Below are 16,239 nucleotides of genomic sequence, written 5' to 3'. Positions count from 1 at the left end.
ATTAGATTAGTTGGAACGCCGTATGCGGTGAAAGTCGCATGTACGGTGTGAACAGGGGGAAAAGGGGGAGATAATGTCAAACCTTTACCTATCTGTATGAACAAGAGAACAACAAGTATGACAGGACGATGATTCTGAAATTAAGACAGATTTGGTTTCTATAGTAATTTATTGTCATGGGTGTATATAGTTTCATAAAAATAAAAGTGATATAATATAAGAAACCATTCATGAAAAGGTGGGTGACCACAATGAATACTGCCAAAGAGCGTTTACTTAAAATTATTGATGAGATTCCTGAACAAGAGGTAGATAAAATCTTAGACTTTGCTGAATACTTAAAGGCAAATAAAGAAAGAAGCTTGTCTAAGGATTTAACTAAGGCTAGTGAAAGCAGCCTGGATTTTTGGGACAATGAAATAGATGATGAGATTTGGAATGATGTATAATCAGGGTGACATTGTTTTAATTCTAGTCCCGTTTAGTGACCTAACAAATAGAAAACAACGCCCTGTGTTAATTATATCAAATGATGATTATAACAAAATTACTGAAGATATTGTTGTTGTCGCTATTACATCTCAGTTGAGAGATCTTGACTATTCAGTAGTTATTGAAGAAGCTAACTTAGATGAGGGTACACTCAAAACAACATCTGCAGTTAGAGCAGATAAAGTTTACACACTATCTAAAAATATTGTCAGAAAAAAGTTTGGAAAAGTGAACACTGAGGTATTAAAAGATGTTCAAGCAAAACTAAATGCATTAATAAAATAATTAAAACATAGATAATGGGACTATAGAGTGGTCTCATTTTTTAATGACAGAAATATTTACACTAGAAATTGTGAAGAAATGTACTTAAACTAAAGGGGGCACTTCTTGAATAAGAGAAATAAGATCAGCAGCTGCTGATCTTTATTTGATGAGGAAGGAAAAGGGATTGCCCCAATGGAAGTAAAGAGGCAGTTAAGTGATGGAGGGATAACTTTGGATAACGAACCTAAAAGAAAGAAACCGGTTAATGATGTAATAGACCATTTTGAGAAAATTGATGGTTCCCTTGAATTTGATAAGAAAAATTTACCGAAAAAAGCAAAACATACTGGTTATTTTATGATAGGAATTTATGTTTTTTCGATTGTATTAGTGCTATTCGCAATAGTATATGGGTTCTTTAAGTGAAATGGTAAATTTAAATTTCAACTATGCGGTGCGGTTGTTGAAAAGTTAATTTATAAAAGGTTCTATTTTACTAGGCTCAACAAAAGTCAGCACGAGTTTTTCTTCTTTCCCTTTCCATTTAACAGTTGCTTGTAAGGTAGTGTTTTGATTTATCTTATTAGAACAACAGGTATAACCTCTATTATATGATGTGTTATCTTTTAATAACGCAGTTTTGCTACTAGTTTTACCAAAGGGTTTATTGATGGTGTAGTAAATAGGGGGTTCATCCCCATTTGGTTCGTATGTGTATAATGACTTATCAGGTTTTCCTTTATACCTAATAACTTTCACATACCAATTTTCGCCTTTTTCATTTATGTGTGCGACATAGGTAATCTCCCAATTCTTACTGTAACCATTAAATACTAAAGCGTTCTCTGCACTAATGTAAGCCACAGAAGAAATAATGTCCGAATGATTAGATAGATTATCTCGATTATTTAGTTTTATGTTTGATGATGAACATCCAGCAATGCAAATGAAAAATAAAATCGAAACTGCAAATCGGCTTTTACGCACTACTTGACCACCTCCCTATGTAATAAAATACCTATTAAAAGTATAGGGAAATTATTACAGATGTAGTGAAAGAAAGAGAATAACCTCAAAACAATAATTTAAAGAAGGCAGTATGTAAAGATTCTCACTTAAACTATTGGGGGCGTTTCTGGAACAAGCAGGAACGCTTACTTTACTATTCGAGGCGGGTTAGTGTAAGAAGAAAAGATAAAATAATTCTTACTTAAATGGACTGAAGAAGTAGGTGTAAAGATATATGTTACTAAATAAAAGTGGAAAGATTAATGAAATAGTTTATAACAATACTGCTTATTATAATGGAAAATATAGATATTACCCTACAATTTCAGGATTAGTAGGTATATTGGATGAAATTATTAGTTCTAATTCAACTACCGATTTTGTAAGAATTACACCATTTTATATAAATGAACAATTGGATAGTCAAATTGAGTTTGAAGAATATATGTTTTTTATAGAATGCAGAGATTGGTTTGACGAGAAAATCCAGAAGGAACATATTATAGATTGTCTTGATGTTCCAGATACCCAACGAACACTTAACGATTTGAGATTAGGTTCAATATTATATCCTTTATGTCAAAAAGACGATGTAACTTCTTATAAAATTGCTCTTGAAAAATACAAGGAAAGTTTAAGAGAACTTCTACCCATAATGATGAATGTAGCAAAGTCAGAAATGAAATTAAAAGAAGTCGATTTACCTTTTGGTTATTTCTGTTTTGAAATTCAAAGTGGATAATATTTTCGTTGTTAAGCTAAAGGGGGCATTTCTGCAAGAAGGAGAAGTGCTTTTTTGTGGAAGTTTATTAAGTTAAAGGAACAGTTTAGTAATAAAGCAATATTGAATTTATTTTAAATTGGGGGATTTTATGTTTTTAAGGAAATTTTTTGGATTTGTTTTAACCACTCTCTTAACTGGATTATTTCTTAACCTTTTCTTTGCAATAATGGATGGTTTTACTAATTATAACTTTTTTGCTGCTTTTGGTGTTCTTCTTGTTGGTGCAACTCCATTTATACTTCTTATTGGCTTACCAGTATCTATCTTATCTGATTATCTGACTAAGAATTTAAACGACAAACAAAGAAATAAAAATGCATTATTGATTCATAGTATCTTTGGTCTAATTATTGGTTTAGTTCTGTCTTTCTTTTTTGAACATTTACTTCTTATCGTATTAACATTAATATCCGCACTAATATTCTGGATAGTTGATGAGGGTATGAGAAATAAATTTAAGGATAATAATTCAAAATTTTTCATTTAACGGGAGCGAGTGTTCAATAAGAGCATTAGCTTTTTGACTAAATGGATAAGGGGGATGGATTATATGGTATTTGAAACATTAACAGGACAACTTTCTATTAGCAGCCTAAAGCCTCTTTTTATTTTATATTAAATGTGAAATCATATACTTAAAGTAAAGAGGGCTTGCACAAAACAGTTCTATTACAAACGGGGGCTATTCTTCAACAAGGAGAATAGATTTCTTTATTGAAGTAAGGAGCCAATAGATTTGAAACGAAAAAGGACATTTTTCGTCTATATAACGAAGATGGTTAAGGGAGTTTTTTTTATGAAAAAAAATGAGTTTGGTCTTATCTCTGTTTCTTTTTTTCAATTGGATTATTTGGTTGCCAGGAAAATAGTGAAGTAAAGGTAGATCATTCACAAATTAACACCGAAAGATTAGAAAAAATTACTATTGATTCAATGGAAAGCAATTCCGAAACACTTGTTATCAATGCTACAGAAACAATTGAAATGATTAACGAAGCGATAGAAAATGCTGAAAAAATAATTAGGTATTATCAATATGGCAGACCCTGAATTTAAAATTGAAATTGGGGAGGAAACATTTTGAACAAGATTTTCTCAAAATAAAGGAGTTCTTTTTGATTTTGTAAATGGTTTGAGGGCTTTTTTGGTCAATTTTTATTTTAAAGCTACACTAATTTCTATTATTTGTAAAAAAGTTGGCTGTTTTGATTATTTGCTCTAATTCTAAAAATAATAGTCGTAATCATCCTTTTTTCGTTTGATTATTAAAAAAACAGGTTAGCTAAATTAGCTAACCTGCTTCGTTATTACTCTTCATCATTAAACGCTTCGACAAACGAGGCAAGCGTACGTGCCATAACGCCTGTTGCACCTGCTGGTCCTAGATCATGTTCAGCAGCTGATGTTGCTGTTCCAGCAATATCTAGATGAACCCAAGGTGTCTCTTCAGCAAATTCACCGATAAACGCACCAGCGAAAATGGCATGACCGTCTCTTCCAGGTGAATTGTTTAAGTCAGCCACTGGGCTCTTTCTTACACGTTCCTTTATCTTATCGGTAATCGGTAATCTCCAAATCATCTCACCTACTTCATGTGAAGCAAGTAACACTTTCTCGAACAATTCTTCATTGTTTGCCATCGCTCCTGTAATATGATGACCTAGAGCTATAACTACACCGCCTGTTAATGTCGCTACGTCTACTAAATAGTTGGCCCCGTGATGCTTTGCATATGTAACTGCATCTGCAAGTGCAAGGCGTCCTTCAGCATCTGTATTTAAAATTTCAATTGTTTTTCCGCTCATGGATGTCACGACATCATCCGGTTTAAACGCACTTCCACTAATCATATTATCGGTTGAAGGAATAACCGCAAGCACGTTTTGTTCTGGTTTTAGCTCACCGATAATTTCCATAGCACCTAAAACTGCACCTGCGCCTCCCATATCAGTTTTCATTCCAACAAGACCTTCCTTTGGCTTTATGGAATATCCACCTGAATCATAGGTGATACCTTTTCCAACTAAACCAATAACATCTGTCCACTCTTCTTTACCTTGATACTTAATAACGATCATTTTAGGCGGCTCTACAGACCCTTTATTAACAGCAAGAAGCGCACCCATTCCCAAATTTTCCATTTCCTCTTTATCTAGGATTTCATATTCCATATTATATTTAGTTGCTAGCTCAATCGCGTAATTTGCCATATCTGTTGCCGTAAGCATATTCGCTGGTGTATTGACCAATGTACGCGCTGAGTTAGTTCCTCTTCCATAAGCATAACCAACCGCTAAGCTAGCTTGTAATTCATTTTGATCACTATTTGAGTATACGATAACGGTTGAAAGTTCCTTTTCAGGCTCATTCGATTTTTGTTTATAGTCTTCAAATTTATATGTAGCAAGTGTCATTGCCTCCGAAAGTGCATGTGCAGCTTCTAAATCATTTACCTTTTCCGTTACAAAGCTGTCGAGAAGAACGTTAACTTCTGTTAACTTTGCTGCCTTCACGTTTTTAAATAATTTCCCAAAAGAGCTTCTAGCATGTTCAAAATTGAATTCATCTTCTTTTCCAAGACCAACGAAAAAAATTCTGTTCGCCTCAAGTTTCCCCAGAGTCGGAACCTTCGAAACAACTCCCCTTTTGGCAGAAATATCTCCGTCTTTCACAAGCTGCGAGAGCATATTTCCGAATGCCACATCTACTTCCATTAATAACCCCTCAAAAGAAGTTGTCTTTTCAAACAAACCAATCACAAGTGTTTCTTTTACTTCATTCAACAATAAATCATTTTTCACTGTAAACATGAAAACACCTCCATATGTATCTATCTTTATTATAGACAAACTCCATAAATATTTCGAGTATCTAAACACTTTGAACAACACTAAAATTCAATAAATATCAGAGATTAGCAAAGATACCCTTATTCATCTAAATTTAAATAAAGCCTAGGTAACTCAGGCAATTTTTTAACCTCTTCAAAGGGAAGTCTGTCTATATCTTGTGGTATAATAGATAAACATTGTTCAATAAATCGGTTTACATGCTCTAGATCAAGTCCCCAATAAGTAGGGCGATATGGTTGAATGTACCGATGACCTGCGTTCATCATTAATCTTGCACCTTTTACGTTTCCGTATTCATAATGATAGATAGCAACTGTCATTTGGAGTAATCCTTTAAGGAAAAAGTTCCCTTTATCAGTCATCCAAATGTCTTCTAATAAATCGTGGCACGTGTAATAGTCACCTTCATTGAACTTTATAAAGAATTCAAAGTATTCCATTGGATAATCAGTCATTTTGATCCCCCAATTCTTTTTTAAACGAAGATTATATATCACTATCATAACAAATTTACACATACAAGCAGCTAGATATAACATACTACGCACGAAAGGACGTTTGATCGATGAGTTTATTTACAAACTTTCCGTTATTGGCAGCATTAGCCTCTATCTTTTTTGCTCAATTCATTAAAGTGCCTATTCAATATATAGCTACTCGAAAAATTGACTGGGGGTTATTAACAAGTACTGGTGGAATGCCAAGTTCTCACTCTGCAGCAGTAACAGCACTCGCTACTGGAATTGCCTTGCAACAAGGCTTAGAATCGCCTATTTTTGCAACCGCAACGGTATTTGCTATCATCGTGATGTTTGATGCAACTGGGGTAAGAAGACATGCTGGAGAACAAGCAACGGTACTAAATAAATTAGTATCGGATTTTCATAAATTTGTTGAAGAAGCAAAGGATTGGCCGAAAAAGAAAGAACAAGAAAAACGTAAGGAGTTAAAGGAACTCCTAGGTCATCAACCGATTGAGGTATTCTTTGGTGGACTCTCTGGAATCTTGCTTACACTTGGACTTTATTATCTCATTTACTAGGAGGAACTATGAGACTCATATCCATTTGTCCCAGTAATACCGAACTACTGGCCTTTCTAGAAATTGAACACTTATTGGTTGGAATCGATGATTTTTCTGATTGGCCACAGAGTATTTGCGACTTGCCTAGGCTTGGGCCAGACTTATCCATTAATATGGAAAAGCTAGAGAAATTAAAACCAGATTTAGTCCTCGCATCGTTAAGTGTACCTGGTATGGAGAAAAACGTGGTGGAGTTAGAAAGAAGAAACATTCCTCATATTGTCTTGAATCCTGGCTCCCTTTCTGATATTGCGGACGACTTGTTACTAGTTGGTGAAAAAACGGGTTATGAACATAAAGCTCGTGAAGTAGTAAACCGTTATAATAACATAATTGATGATTACAAAAAACGATCATCAGCAATTAAAGATTTACCAACATTATATTGGGAATGGTGGCCAAAGCCTATCTTTAGCCCAGGAGGATTTAACTGGCTAACTGAGATTAGTATGCTTGCTGGTGGTAAAAATATTTTTTCTAATAAGGATACCGCTAGCTATCAGGCAGAGTGGGATGAAATTAGAAAGATTAACCCAGACCATATATGCCTCGCTTGGGTTGGAGTTCAGCAGGAAAAGATGAAGCCTGAACTGATTCGAAAAAGACCGAATGCTCTAGAGATGAAGGCGATTCAAAACAACAATATTCATATTCTTGAAGAATCTTTATATTGTCGTCCTTCTCCAAGACTTCTTGTAGGCTTGAAGAAGTTAGCATCCATCTTACACCCTACCATTTTTTCAAATAACGATGGAATAGATACTCTATTAGAAAAAAATAAAAGCGCCGTATGAGCGCTTTTTTAACTTTTCGTATTTTTTATATACTGCTGACGAAACACTTGCATAGACTCATCTTCATTTAGCACCGCTAAATCTTTCTCAGATAATTTTCCATTACCTTTTTTAACGACATACACAGTGACTTTCTTCTTTCCCCATTGCTCATAAACGTCTTTAACCGTTTCATAATACAAGTCAATTTTATGCCCTTTTATTGCTCCACCTTTGTCAGCAACGACCCCATACCCATAACCAGGAATAAAGAGAATGGTTCCTATTGGGAACATTCTTAAATCAGCTGCAACCGTTGAGTACAAATCACGCTTTACTTTAACCCCTGAATATGTAATGCCATATTGTGGATGACTTGGACTTTTTCCTGTTGACTCCACGCCAGCTGTATAGCCTGTTGCAGTGACTGTAACCGCTGGATATTGGGACCAGTCAATTGCATCTTCTAACGATAACGGAGTCGATACCGCAGCACTAGATGAGATTGAGGTTGGCGTCATGGAAAACTTATTCAAATATTTATAGGACAAACTAGTTTGTCTAAGTGCATTTTCTTCTGAAGTTCCCGTCATCGGATCGTAAAACGCTGAATAAAATGGATGATCGTAGCGCTCCAACCATTCTGATAATTCCTTTGCTTGTACACCTGAAATGGTTGTATAGGTTGCAAATAAGGCCGAACAGAACAAAACGGTTAATGCAATTCTTTTTGTAATCGTTTGAAATTTAATCATTATTAAAGCTTCACTCCTCTCACGCATCTATTCATTTCCAAAATTTATTTTTTTTATTCATGAAATCTGGAAAAATACGTGAAAAGTGTGAAAATTCTGTTTTAAAAAATGGGATTATCATATAATTCCAAAAAAAAACTCCTTGCTGTAAACCAGCAAGGAGTTACTATTAGAACATTTGATAACCTTTAGCGCGTAAAGTTTTAATCACTAATCCTGAACAAATAGCACCAAACAAACCAAATAATAATATAATAATATCAGCTAATGCCAAGGATGTTAATCTGTTACTTAATAACGAGAAAGAGTTTTGGGTGTCTGTTAAATATTTTATAAAACGGACTTCGTCTATAATAAGTATTGTTACAACTGGATATACAATTGCCATCACCCATGTCGCACGAAGAAGCATATTTAATAAAAATCCAATTCCAAAGAATAGAACAAAGAATAGTAATACTGATATTAATAAAACCGGCAAGCTCATTGGCATTGCTCTTCACCTCCAGGACACATCATCATTTAGTGTACTGAATTGAATGAGTTTGGTCAACAGAGCCCGATCACTATTCACTGGATTGTAATATATTCTCTTCTTATTTCTTCCCTGTTCCGCCGCAACACGTGCAAGTTTCAGAACCACCTAACAATAATTGAAAATACCCCTTACCTGAACAATATACGCAGTCCTTTTTTTCATAACCTGTTGTATTCATCTCTTCTCTCTCCCTTTTTAAATAATTTAAATTTTCTGATAATATATCAAGTTTTAAGTAAAAAGGAAAGGACTAAAAAACGATAAAAATAACTGATGAAAACGGATACAATGAATTATTTCTCCATATATCTTTCAATATCTTATCTTATCAAACGTTTTCAAAATAATTGTTATACCTGGAAGACCATTAGTAAAAAAGCTTATAGGAGGTGTAACCAAAATGGTCTCCAGGGTTAATTTTATCATTCATTTTCGTTAACTGATTTTCTTGCATTTCCATGTAATAATGAAGTAATACTGATGTATTTGGGTCTTCCTTTAATTTTTCTGGACTCATAAACATTGCCTCAAATAATTCATCAAGCTGTACCTTAATACGTATATCTCCCTCAGCCCGCAATGAAAAAATTACCATATTGTCACTAATTTCATCGTTAAGTACACCAGATCGAATCCCCAAAATCCCTGTTATATTTCCTGCTATTCCCGTTTCTTCTTGCACTTCTCTTTTGACAGCTTCATCTAACGTTTCACCTGGATGGACAAATCCTGCTGGAATTGACCATTTTCCTTTTAATCCACCATATCTCTTCTTGACGACAAGCCAATCTCCATTTGTATTGGTAACCAGTCCAGCAACAGCTAACCAAACATTTCCACGTTTATTCATGTCCTAACACTCCCTCATTTACGAAATGTAATGTATATTTCTTTCATATCCAAAATTTTTATGAACAAAATACGAAAAAATTGGCTAGAGCCAAGTCCTTGAACGTCAGTGTTTGCATAGTTTTTCTTATACAGTGTCTTAGTGAAACCGTAAAATAATAAGTACTTGTATGTAGTCTTTTATTCACGAAGAATTAGGAACAAAAGGCGCACGCGCCCAAGAAAAAGGGTGGGTTTCCCTTTTATGCATGACAGGTTATTTGACCTCAAGTGGCTGGGCGCTGGAGCTGGATTTAGCTGCAATATTGTATAAACTAAACACCAGAAGCTTATACTTTCTAAACTTACAAAAAAAGGCAAAGACTTTTACGTCTTTGCCTTTCATCATATCATAGCAGCTTCGGAATTATAGGAAATTCCACTTACCTTTTTTGATTACTAATAATGGTCCACCAATTAGGAATAAGGCACGGTTATCAATCATTTTCTTCATAAAGGCTGCCTGCCATCCAACTAGTTTGCGGCCAAATACAGTTCCAATCGCATCATCGTGGCCAAGAGAACATACTGTTCCCTTAATATCAGGCGTAAATGTTTCCATATTACCTTGTTCACGAATTAATACCGTTAAATTATGAGCACATGTTTCACCCTGTTGCATAGCAATTTGTGCTGTTGGAGGGTATGGACGATTGATTTCCTCATTAATGATAAGAGCAGAATCACCCACAATAAATACATTATCATGACCGGGAGCACGTAAGTCTGGCTCTACCTTTACACGCCCACGCATCGCTTCAAAACCAGATCCTTCAACAACGGCACTACCACGAACACCTGCAGCCCAAACAACGGTTCCAGCTTTAATTTCTTCCACATTGTCATCAGCACCAACAATGATTCCCTCAGTTGTACATTCTTTAATAGCTGTACCGATGCGGAATTCAATTCCTTTTCTTTCAAGGTAATTTCTAGCATATTCAACAAGCTCTGGATCAAATCCAGGTAAGATCATCGGTGCAGCTTCAACACAAATCACTTTTACTTTTTCACGAGCAATATCAAATTCCTGGCAAAGCTCAGGCACACGATTTGCTAATTCTCCAACAAATTCAATCCCTGTAAATCCTGCTCCACCTACAATGATTGTTAATAGTTCATCTTTCTTTTCTTTCATATTTGAATATGTTGCAAATTGATATTCAATATGCTCTTTTATTTGACGTGCAGCATTAATATTTGCAATCGAGAATGCATGCTCTTTTAGTCCTTTAATACCGAATGTCTCTGACTCAAAACCTAACGCCATAACTAAATAGTCATATGTAACTTCACCATTCTTTAAAATTACTTTCTTTTCCTCAGGAACAACCTGCTCTACTGTATCCTGAACAAAATCTACTTTACTACGATCAATAATATCCTTAATCGCTATACGAGAACGATCATGATGAAGAGTTCCAGCTGCATTCTCATGTAACCATGTTGTTTGGTAATGGTAATCATTATTGTTCACTAGAGTGATATCGGCTTCATTCACTCCTAATTTCTTTTGTAGGTTCACAACCGTCATTATACCGCCGTAACCAGCACCTAATACAACTACTTTTGGCTTTCTCATAACAATCACATCCATCTAAATAATTTTTTTATTCTTTTTCTTTGTGATGAATTTCACTAACTTTTGCAAAAAATAAGAAAATTGCGCGAAAAATGTCATAAATTCTTAATATAATGTCTACAATTCATATTATTCGTTTTTCATTCTATTTTCAACCCTAAAAATGCCTCTTTCTATATTTAAATTGCCCCATTCCACTTCGTTTTTTTCCGATAACTTTCGTATTATTTGGAAATTTATTTTTTCAAGAATTAATACCCGTCCTAGATACTATGTATAATATATGAAGAAATTTTCCTTTATATATGAAATCCATTTAGGGGGGAATGATTTTGACAGAGTCGAACTTGTACGATATAACCATAATTGGCGGTGGTCCTACCGGTATGTTCACGGCGTTTTATGGGGGCATGCGCCAAGCAAGAGTAAAAATTATTGAAAGTCTACCTCAGCTTGGAGGACAATTATCTACTCTTTACCCTGAAAAATATATATATGATGTGGCTGGTTTTCCTAAGGTTCGTGCTCAAGAGCTCGTTAATAATCTAATAGAGCAAATGGCTAAATTTGAACCAACCGTTTGCCTTGAAGAATCAGTTGAGTTTGTGGAGAAACTGGAGGATGGAACCTTTCAATTAAAAACAAATAAACAAGATCATTTCTCTAAAACCATCATCATAACTGCTGGAAATGGTGCTTTCCAACCTAGAAGATTAGACTTAGAGGATGCTGGTAGGTTTGAAGGGAAAAATCTACATTATTTTGTTGATGATATTACTAAATTTGCTGGGAAACGGGTTTTAGTATGTGGCGGCGGGGACTCTGCTGTGGACTGGGCTTTAATGCTTGAGCCAATTGCTGAGAAAGTATTCCTAACACATAGAAGAAATAAGTTTCGTGCACACGAACACAGTGTAGAAAACCTGTTTAGCTCCAAAGTTGAAATTAAAACACCGTACCAACCAACTACATTAATAAGTGAAAATGGGAAAATTGCAAAGGTTACACTTCAAGAAGTAAAAGGAAATAATATTGAAACACTTGAAGTAGATGCAGTTATTGTGAATTTCGGATTTGTTTCATCACTTGGACCTATTAAGGACTGGGGGTTAACCATCGAGAAAAACTCAATCGTCGTTAACTCAAAAATGGAAACAAACGTAAGGGGGATTTATGCTGCTGGTGATATTTGTACGTACGAAGGAAAAGTGAAGCTGATTGCTTGTGGATTTGGAGAAGCACCTACAGCCGTCAATAATGCTAAAACGTACTATGACCCTAACGCAAAAGTGCAGCCTTTACATAGCACTAGTATGTTCTAAATAACTCAATGTTTTACGTTAGAGCATGATAAAACGCTTGGTTCTAATAGAACCAAGCGCTTTTCTTAACAATCTTCAGGAGCCCCTGCATTTTGTGCAGTTCTAAAAGAAGACCCGCAGCCACAACCTGCAATGGCGTTTGGATTATCAATCGTGAAGCCGCCGCCCATCATCGATTGCTTGAAATCAATCTTCACACCATTTAAAATAGGCGCACTCTCTTTATCTATTAATACTTTAATGCCATGTTGTTCAATTTCAATATCCTCATCGTTTTTTTCTTCCTCAAATCCGATACCATAGGAAAGGCCACTACAACCTCCACCCTTGACACCGACACGGAGAAACAAATGCTCATTTTCTTGCTCTTTCATCATGTCTTTAATTTGAAAACCAGCTGCCTCAGAGATTTGGATCAATTTTGGCACCTCCTTTTTCCGTTGATAGTATATAGTATACAGAGGTTAGAACAATGGCTCAACAATACTGTTTAACCTTTACTTCTTGTACAAGTATTCCCCACTACATATAACTTCAGCCGGCCCAGTCATGTATACATTTCCGTCCTCCGACCAGATGATAGTAAGATCTCCACCAGCTAAATGTACCATTGTTTTTACTCCACGTTTCGTTTTATTATTCAGGACAGAAGCGACAACAGCTGCACATGCACCTGTTCCACATGCTTGGGTAACACCGGACCCTCTCTCCCAAACTCGAAAATGGATCTCGTTATCACTTACCACTTCAACGAATTCTACATTCACACTCTCTGGAAATCTAGGGTCCTTTTCAATCAATGGACCTACCGAAAGAACTGGTGCTTCAGAAATCGTAGACACATACATAATACAATGTGGATTGCCCATTGAGACAGCTGTAATTCGGTAGTTTTCTCCACCTACAGGAAATACTTCATCAATCACCCTATCATTTTCACCCGCTCCGAGCATTGGGATCGATGATCGAGTTAACCTTGGCTCACCCATATTGACGGTGACAGAGTGCACCTCTCCATTATTTTCATGAACCACTGCATCGACTAAACCTGATATAGTCTCAATTTTGAACGAAGTATCTTTCACAATACCATGCTCAAAGGCATATTTTGCTACACACCTAAGACCATTTCCACAATTTTTTCCCTCAGATCCATCATTATTAAAGATTCTCATTTTCACTGGTGCGTTCTCAGAGGGACAAATTAATATCAGTCCATCTGAACCAATGCCTGTATAGACAGATGATACCTTTACCGCTAAATCAGGTAATGATTCTTCGTCTAATCTATTTTCAAAAGTATTTACATATATATAGTTGTTACCAAGTCCGTGCATTTTTGTGAAAGGAATATTCTGCACTTTATCACCTTCTACCTTCTTTTCTACATACAATAAGTATAAAGTTAAAGCTGCTGCCTGACAATGTATTGAACACTAGGATGAAAACTTAAGATAAAGAGACTGTTTATAGGTATTTATACCCACTACTCTCTAATAATATTTTACAAAAATGTAGGAAAAACGATTGAGTAAATTAGTAATTTCTAGTACATTTAAATTATATCATTCAAAAGAAAAAGGAGGGAGCAACGTGCTTGAAAATCTAGATATCCTATTTGACAAATCTGTCAAATGTGGGATTTGTAAGCATTCTTATAAAACCAAAAAAGTTCGCTCTAGGTTCATTAAAACGGTACACTCTGATTCCGATTATTGCTCTTACTATCAGGATGAAGAAAATAGTCCGTTATTATACCATGTAAGTGTATGTCCAAAGTGTGGATATTCAGTAACCGATGAATTTTCAAGCTACTTTCCACCTAAAAGTATAGATGGGATACAATCATCCATTACTTCACAATGGGCAGATCGAGACTATGGAGGAAAACGATCGTTAAAGGATGCGGTTGAGGCTTACAAATTAGGAATTTACTGTGCGACATTAAAAAAAGAAAAACACATCATTTTAGCTGGATTATATATGAGATTAGCATGGATTTTCCGTAAAGAAAGACAAACAGAGCAGGAGCTCCGATTTATGAAACTCGCAGTCCTTGAATATGTGCAATCATATGGAAATGAGGATTATAAATCAACCGAAATGTCTGAACTTCGCCTCCTTTATTTAATCGGTGATTTGTATCGCAGATTAGGAGATGACAAGCAAGCAATCATTTACTTGTCGAAGGTAATTCAGAAGAAAAATCAAACGATTGAGTATGGAATTATTGAAAAAGCTCGAGATGTTTGGACTGAAATACGAGAGGAACAAAAAAAATCCATATAAAAAATGCCTTCATCACATACACGAAGGCATTTTTGTATTTAAATTAAAACATTGGATTTTCTTCTAAATATTGATAAATATTTTCCACTAATTCATCTGGAGTCTCTCCAGTCACTACATCACCATTCACAAGAGCGTATAAGGAATCAAAGCATTTCCCACAATAACCTAAACAGCCGTATTCTACAATATCCATATTCGGATCTCGTTCAAGCTTCTCACGGGCTTTCTGGGCACCGCTTGCTAAGTTACTAATACAAAATTCTATAATCGGCTTCATATCTATTCACCTCTACGTTTACAGGCTACCTCTTTTTAGAGTAAACGTCAATGGATTCATTTTGCACAATGACTAAATGCCGCTAGTTTCATAAAAATCTTGTGATTACCCACTATTTTCGTTATACTTTTTAGTGGTATTTTGAACAAACATTTTCTCATGTATGATGATTCTTTTTTACTAAGAACATTCTTGATATATTTTTATGACACTTATGGCATCAAAAAGGAGACATTCACTATGAAACATCTAGTACTTTTAGGTGGGGGCTATGGGAACATGCGTGTATTACTTCGTTTGTTACCAAATCAATTACCTGATGATGTAAAGATTACATTAATTGACCGTAACCCTTATCACTGCTTAAAGACTGAATACTATGCACTTGCTGCTGGAACGATCTCTGATCAACATATTCGCGTTACGTTTCCTGAACACCCTAGATTAACGGCACATTACGGCGATGTAACTGGGATTGACTTACAAACGAAGCAAGTTCATCTTCACAAACAAGAACCGATTGCCTATGATGATTTAATTATCGGATTAGGATGTGAAGATAAATACCATAATGTTCCTGGAGCAGACGAATTTACTTACAGCATTCAAACGATTGATAAATCTCGTGATGCTTATCAAGCATTAAATAACCTGGGGGCAAATAGTGTCGTTGGTATTGTCGGTGGAGGACTTAGTGGGGTTGAGCTGGCAAGTGAGTTAAGAGAGAGTCGTTCTGATCTTACCATTAAATTATTTGATAGAGGAAAACATATCCTCTCAATGTTTCCTGAACGATTAAGTAAATATGTTGAAGATTGGTTTAATGAACACAACGTAGAAATTATTAGTAGCTCTAATGTGACGAAAGTTGAAGAACATACTATATATAACAACGATGAGGCTGTTCATTGTGATGTCATTGTTTGGACAGCTGGAATCCAGCCTAGTAAAGTAGTTCGTGACCTAGAAGTAGAAAAGGATGCACAAGGACGTGTCGTTTTAACGAATCAACACAACCTTCCAAACGATGAACATGTATACGTTGTAGGTGATTGTGCAAGTCTTCCTCATGCGCCGAGTGCTCAATTAGCTGAGGGGCAAGCTGAACAGATTGTTCAAGTATTACTTAAGCGTTGGAGCGGAGAAGAACCACCAAGTGAATTTCCGCCAATTAAATTAAAAGGGGTATTAGGTTCTCTTGGTAAAAAACATGGTTTTGGTCTAGTAGCAGATCGTGCGCTCATTGGTAGAGTTCCTAGACTTCTTAAATCAGGGATCCTTTGGATGTATAAGTATCATAAAGGATGAGAACTAAAGTTCTTAAT

General features: G+C 35.5%; 21 protein-coding genes. 10 read left to right on the top strand and 11 right to left on the bottom strand.

Going from position 1 to position 16,239, the window contains the following annotated elements; translation table 11 throughout:
• Positions 1-251 precede the first annotated feature (251 nt).
• The 3 genes from ACFSCX_RS14700 to ACFSCX_RS14690 all read left to right on the top strand — a co-directional run bounded on the left by ACFSCX_RS14700 (position 252) and on the right by ACFSCX_RS14690 (position 1,185).
• The gene (locus ACFSCX_RS14700) at positions 252-449 is read left to right on the top strand and encodes a DUF2281 domain-containing protein (protein ID WP_377929001.1); all 198 of its coding nucleotides are present in this window, start codon (positions 252-254) and stop codon (positions 447-449) included.
• Complete coding sequence (locus ACFSCX_RS14695; RefSeq protein WP_377929000.1) at positions 439-777, top strand: type II toxin-antitoxin system PemK/MazF family toxin; 339 nt, start codon at positions 439-441, stop codon at positions 775-777. The genes ACFSCX_RS14700 and ACFSCX_RS14695 overlap by 11 nt, the downstream gene beginning before the upstream one ends.
• Before the next feature lie 213 nt (positions 778-990).
• Complete coding sequence (locus ACFSCX_RS14690) at positions 991-1,185, top strand: hypothetical protein (protein WP_377928999.1); 195 nt, start codon at positions 991-993, stop codon at positions 1,183-1,185.
• Between the two features lie 45 nt (positions 1,186-1,230).
• Here ACFSCX_RS14690 and ACFSCX_RS14685 read toward each other — a convergent pair whose 3' ends face one another.
• A complete protein-coding gene (locus tag ACFSCX_RS14685; protein WP_377928998.1) occupies positions 1,231-1,746 on the bottom strand; it encodes a hypothetical protein in 516 nt (171 codons plus the stop codon).
• 256 nt (positions 1,747-2,002) lie between these two features.
• Between ACFSCX_RS14685 and ACFSCX_RS14680 the strand changes: the two genes are divergently transcribed.
• On the top strand, positions 2,003-2,509 hold the full coding sequence (locus tag ACFSCX_RS14680) for a hypothetical protein (RefSeq protein WP_377928997.1): 507 nt from the start codon (positions 2,003-2,005) through the stop codon (positions 2,507-2,509).
• Between the two features lie 130 nt (positions 2,510-2,639).
• The gene (locus tag ACFSCX_RS14675) at positions 2,640-3,038 is read left to right on the top strand and encodes a hypothetical protein (protein ID WP_377928996.1); all 399 of its coding nucleotides are present in this window, start codon (positions 2,640-2,642) and stop codon (positions 3,036-3,038) included.
• 820 nt (positions 3,039-3,858) lie between these two features.
• On the opposite strand, the gene ACFSCX_RS14670 is transcribed toward ACFSCX_RS14675, so the two are convergent.
• Positions 3,859-5,361, bottom strand: a complete 1,503-nt coding sequence (locus ACFSCX_RS14670; RefSeq protein ID WP_377928995.1) for a leucyl aminopeptidase — start codon at positions 5,359-5,361, stop codon at positions 3,859-3,861.
• A gap of 119 nt (positions 5,362-5,480) precedes the next feature.
• Positions 5,481-5,858: a DUF309 domain-containing protein gene (locus tag ACFSCX_RS14665; RefSeq protein ID WP_377928994.1), complete on the bottom strand. Its 378-nt coding sequence runs from the start codon at positions 5,856-5,858 to the stop codon at positions 5,481-5,483.
• Positions 5,859-5,968: 110 nt separating this feature from the next.
• On the opposite strand from ACFSCX_RS14665, the gene ACFSCX_RS14660 reads away from it, so the two are divergent.
• Complete coding sequence (locus tag ACFSCX_RS14660) at positions 5,969-6,445, top strand: divergent PAP2 family protein (protein WP_377928993.1); 477 nt, start codon at positions 5,969-5,971, stop codon at positions 6,443-6,445.
• A gap of 8 nt (positions 6,446-6,453) precedes the next feature.
• Positions 6,454-7,281, top strand: a complete 828-nt coding sequence (locus ACFSCX_RS14655) for a cobalamin-binding protein (protein ID WP_377928992.1) — start codon at positions 6,454-6,456, stop codon at positions 7,279-7,281.
• A gap of 8 nt (positions 7,282-7,289) precedes the next feature.
• On the opposite strand, the gene ACFSCX_RS14650 is transcribed toward ACFSCX_RS14655, so the two are convergent.
• The 5 genes from ACFSCX_RS14650 to ACFSCX_RS14630 form a co-directional block, all read right to left on the bottom strand.
• Positions 7,290-8,015: a 3D domain-containing protein gene (locus ACFSCX_RS14650; protein WP_377928991.1), complete on the bottom strand. Its 726-nt coding sequence runs from the start codon at positions 8,013-8,015 to the stop codon at positions 7,290-7,292.
• Positions 8,016-8,184: 169 nt separating this feature from the next.
• The gene (locus tag ACFSCX_RS14645) at positions 8,185-8,508 is read right to left on the bottom strand and encodes a YuiB family protein (RefSeq protein ID WP_377928990.1); all 324 of its coding nucleotides are present in this window, start codon (positions 8,506-8,508) and stop codon (positions 8,185-8,187) included.
• A 103-nt stretch (positions 8,509-8,611) separates the two neighbouring features.
• Positions 8,612-8,731, bottom strand: coding sequence for a YuiA family protein (locus ACFSCX_RS14640; protein ID WP_377928989.1), 120 nt, complete (start codon positions 8,729-8,731; stop codon positions 8,612-8,614).
• A gap of 189 nt (positions 8,732-8,920) precedes the next feature.
• A complete protein-coding gene (locus ACFSCX_RS14635) occupies positions 8,921-9,403 on the bottom strand; it encodes an NUDIX domain-containing protein (protein ID WP_377928988.1) in 483 nt (160 codons plus the stop codon).
• A 405-nt stretch (positions 9,404-9,808) separates the two neighbouring features.
• Complete coding sequence (locus ACFSCX_RS14630; protein ID WP_377928987.1) at positions 9,809-11,023, bottom strand: NAD(P)/FAD-dependent oxidoreductase; 1,215 nt, start codon at positions 11,021-11,023, stop codon at positions 9,809-9,811.
• 386 nt (positions 11,024-11,409) lie between these two features.
• Between ACFSCX_RS14630 and ACFSCX_RS14625 the strand changes: the two genes are divergently transcribed.
• On the top strand, positions 11,410-12,345 hold the full coding sequence (locus ACFSCX_RS14625) for an NAD(P)/FAD-dependent oxidoreductase (protein WP_377929003.1): 936 nt from the start codon (positions 11,410-11,412) through the stop codon (positions 12,343-12,345).
• Positions 12,346-12,410: 65 nt separating this feature from the next.
• Here ACFSCX_RS14625 and ACFSCX_RS14620 read toward each other — a convergent pair whose 3' ends face one another.
• Both ACFSCX_RS14620 and dapF read right to left on the bottom strand, forming a co-directional pair.
• Complete coding sequence (locus ACFSCX_RS14620) at positions 12,411-12,764, bottom strand: HesB/IscA family protein (RefSeq protein WP_377928986.1); 354 nt, start codon at positions 12,762-12,764, stop codon at positions 12,411-12,413.
• A gap of 78 nt (positions 12,765-12,842) precedes the next feature.
• Positions 12,843-13,682, bottom strand: a complete 840-nt coding sequence (gene dapF / locus ACFSCX_RS14615) for a diaminopimelate epimerase (RefSeq protein WP_377929002.1) — start codon at positions 13,680-13,682, stop codon at positions 12,843-12,845.
• Positions 13,683-13,938: 256 nt separating this feature from the next.
• Here dapF and ACFSCX_RS14610 point away from each other — a divergent pair, with 256 nt between their 5' ends.
• Positions 13,939-14,634, top strand: coding sequence for a DUF2225 domain-containing protein (locus ACFSCX_RS14610; RefSeq protein ID WP_377928985.1), 696 nt, complete (start codon positions 13,939-13,941; stop codon positions 14,632-14,634).
• A 43-nt stretch (positions 14,635-14,677) separates the two neighbouring features.
• Here the strand turns inward: ACFSCX_RS14610 and ACFSCX_RS14605 are convergent, their stop codons facing one another.
• Positions 14,678-14,914: a YuzB family protein gene (locus tag ACFSCX_RS14605; protein WP_377928984.1), complete on the bottom strand. Its 237-nt coding sequence runs from the start codon at positions 14,912-14,914 to the stop codon at positions 14,678-14,680.
• A 240-nt stretch (positions 14,915-15,154) separates the two neighbouring features.
• On the opposite strand from ACFSCX_RS14605, the gene ACFSCX_RS14600 reads away from it, so the two are divergent.
• Positions 15,155-16,222 (top strand): NAD(P)/FAD-dependent oxidoreductase, encoded by a 1,068-nt coding sequence (locus tag ACFSCX_RS14600; RefSeq protein WP_377928983.1) that lies wholly within the window; start codon positions 15,155-15,157, stop codon positions 16,220-16,222.
• Positions 16,223-16,239: the final 17 nt, after the last annotated feature.

Source organism: Bacillus salitolerans (assembly GCF_042680805.1).
In the GTDB taxonomy this organism is placed as follows: Bacteria; Bacillota; Bacilli; order Bacillales; family SA4; genus Bacillus_CJ; species Bacillus_CJ salitolerans.
The sequence above is the reverse complement of the archived record's forward strand: the minus strand, read 5'-3'. Positions and strand labels throughout refer to the sequence as shown.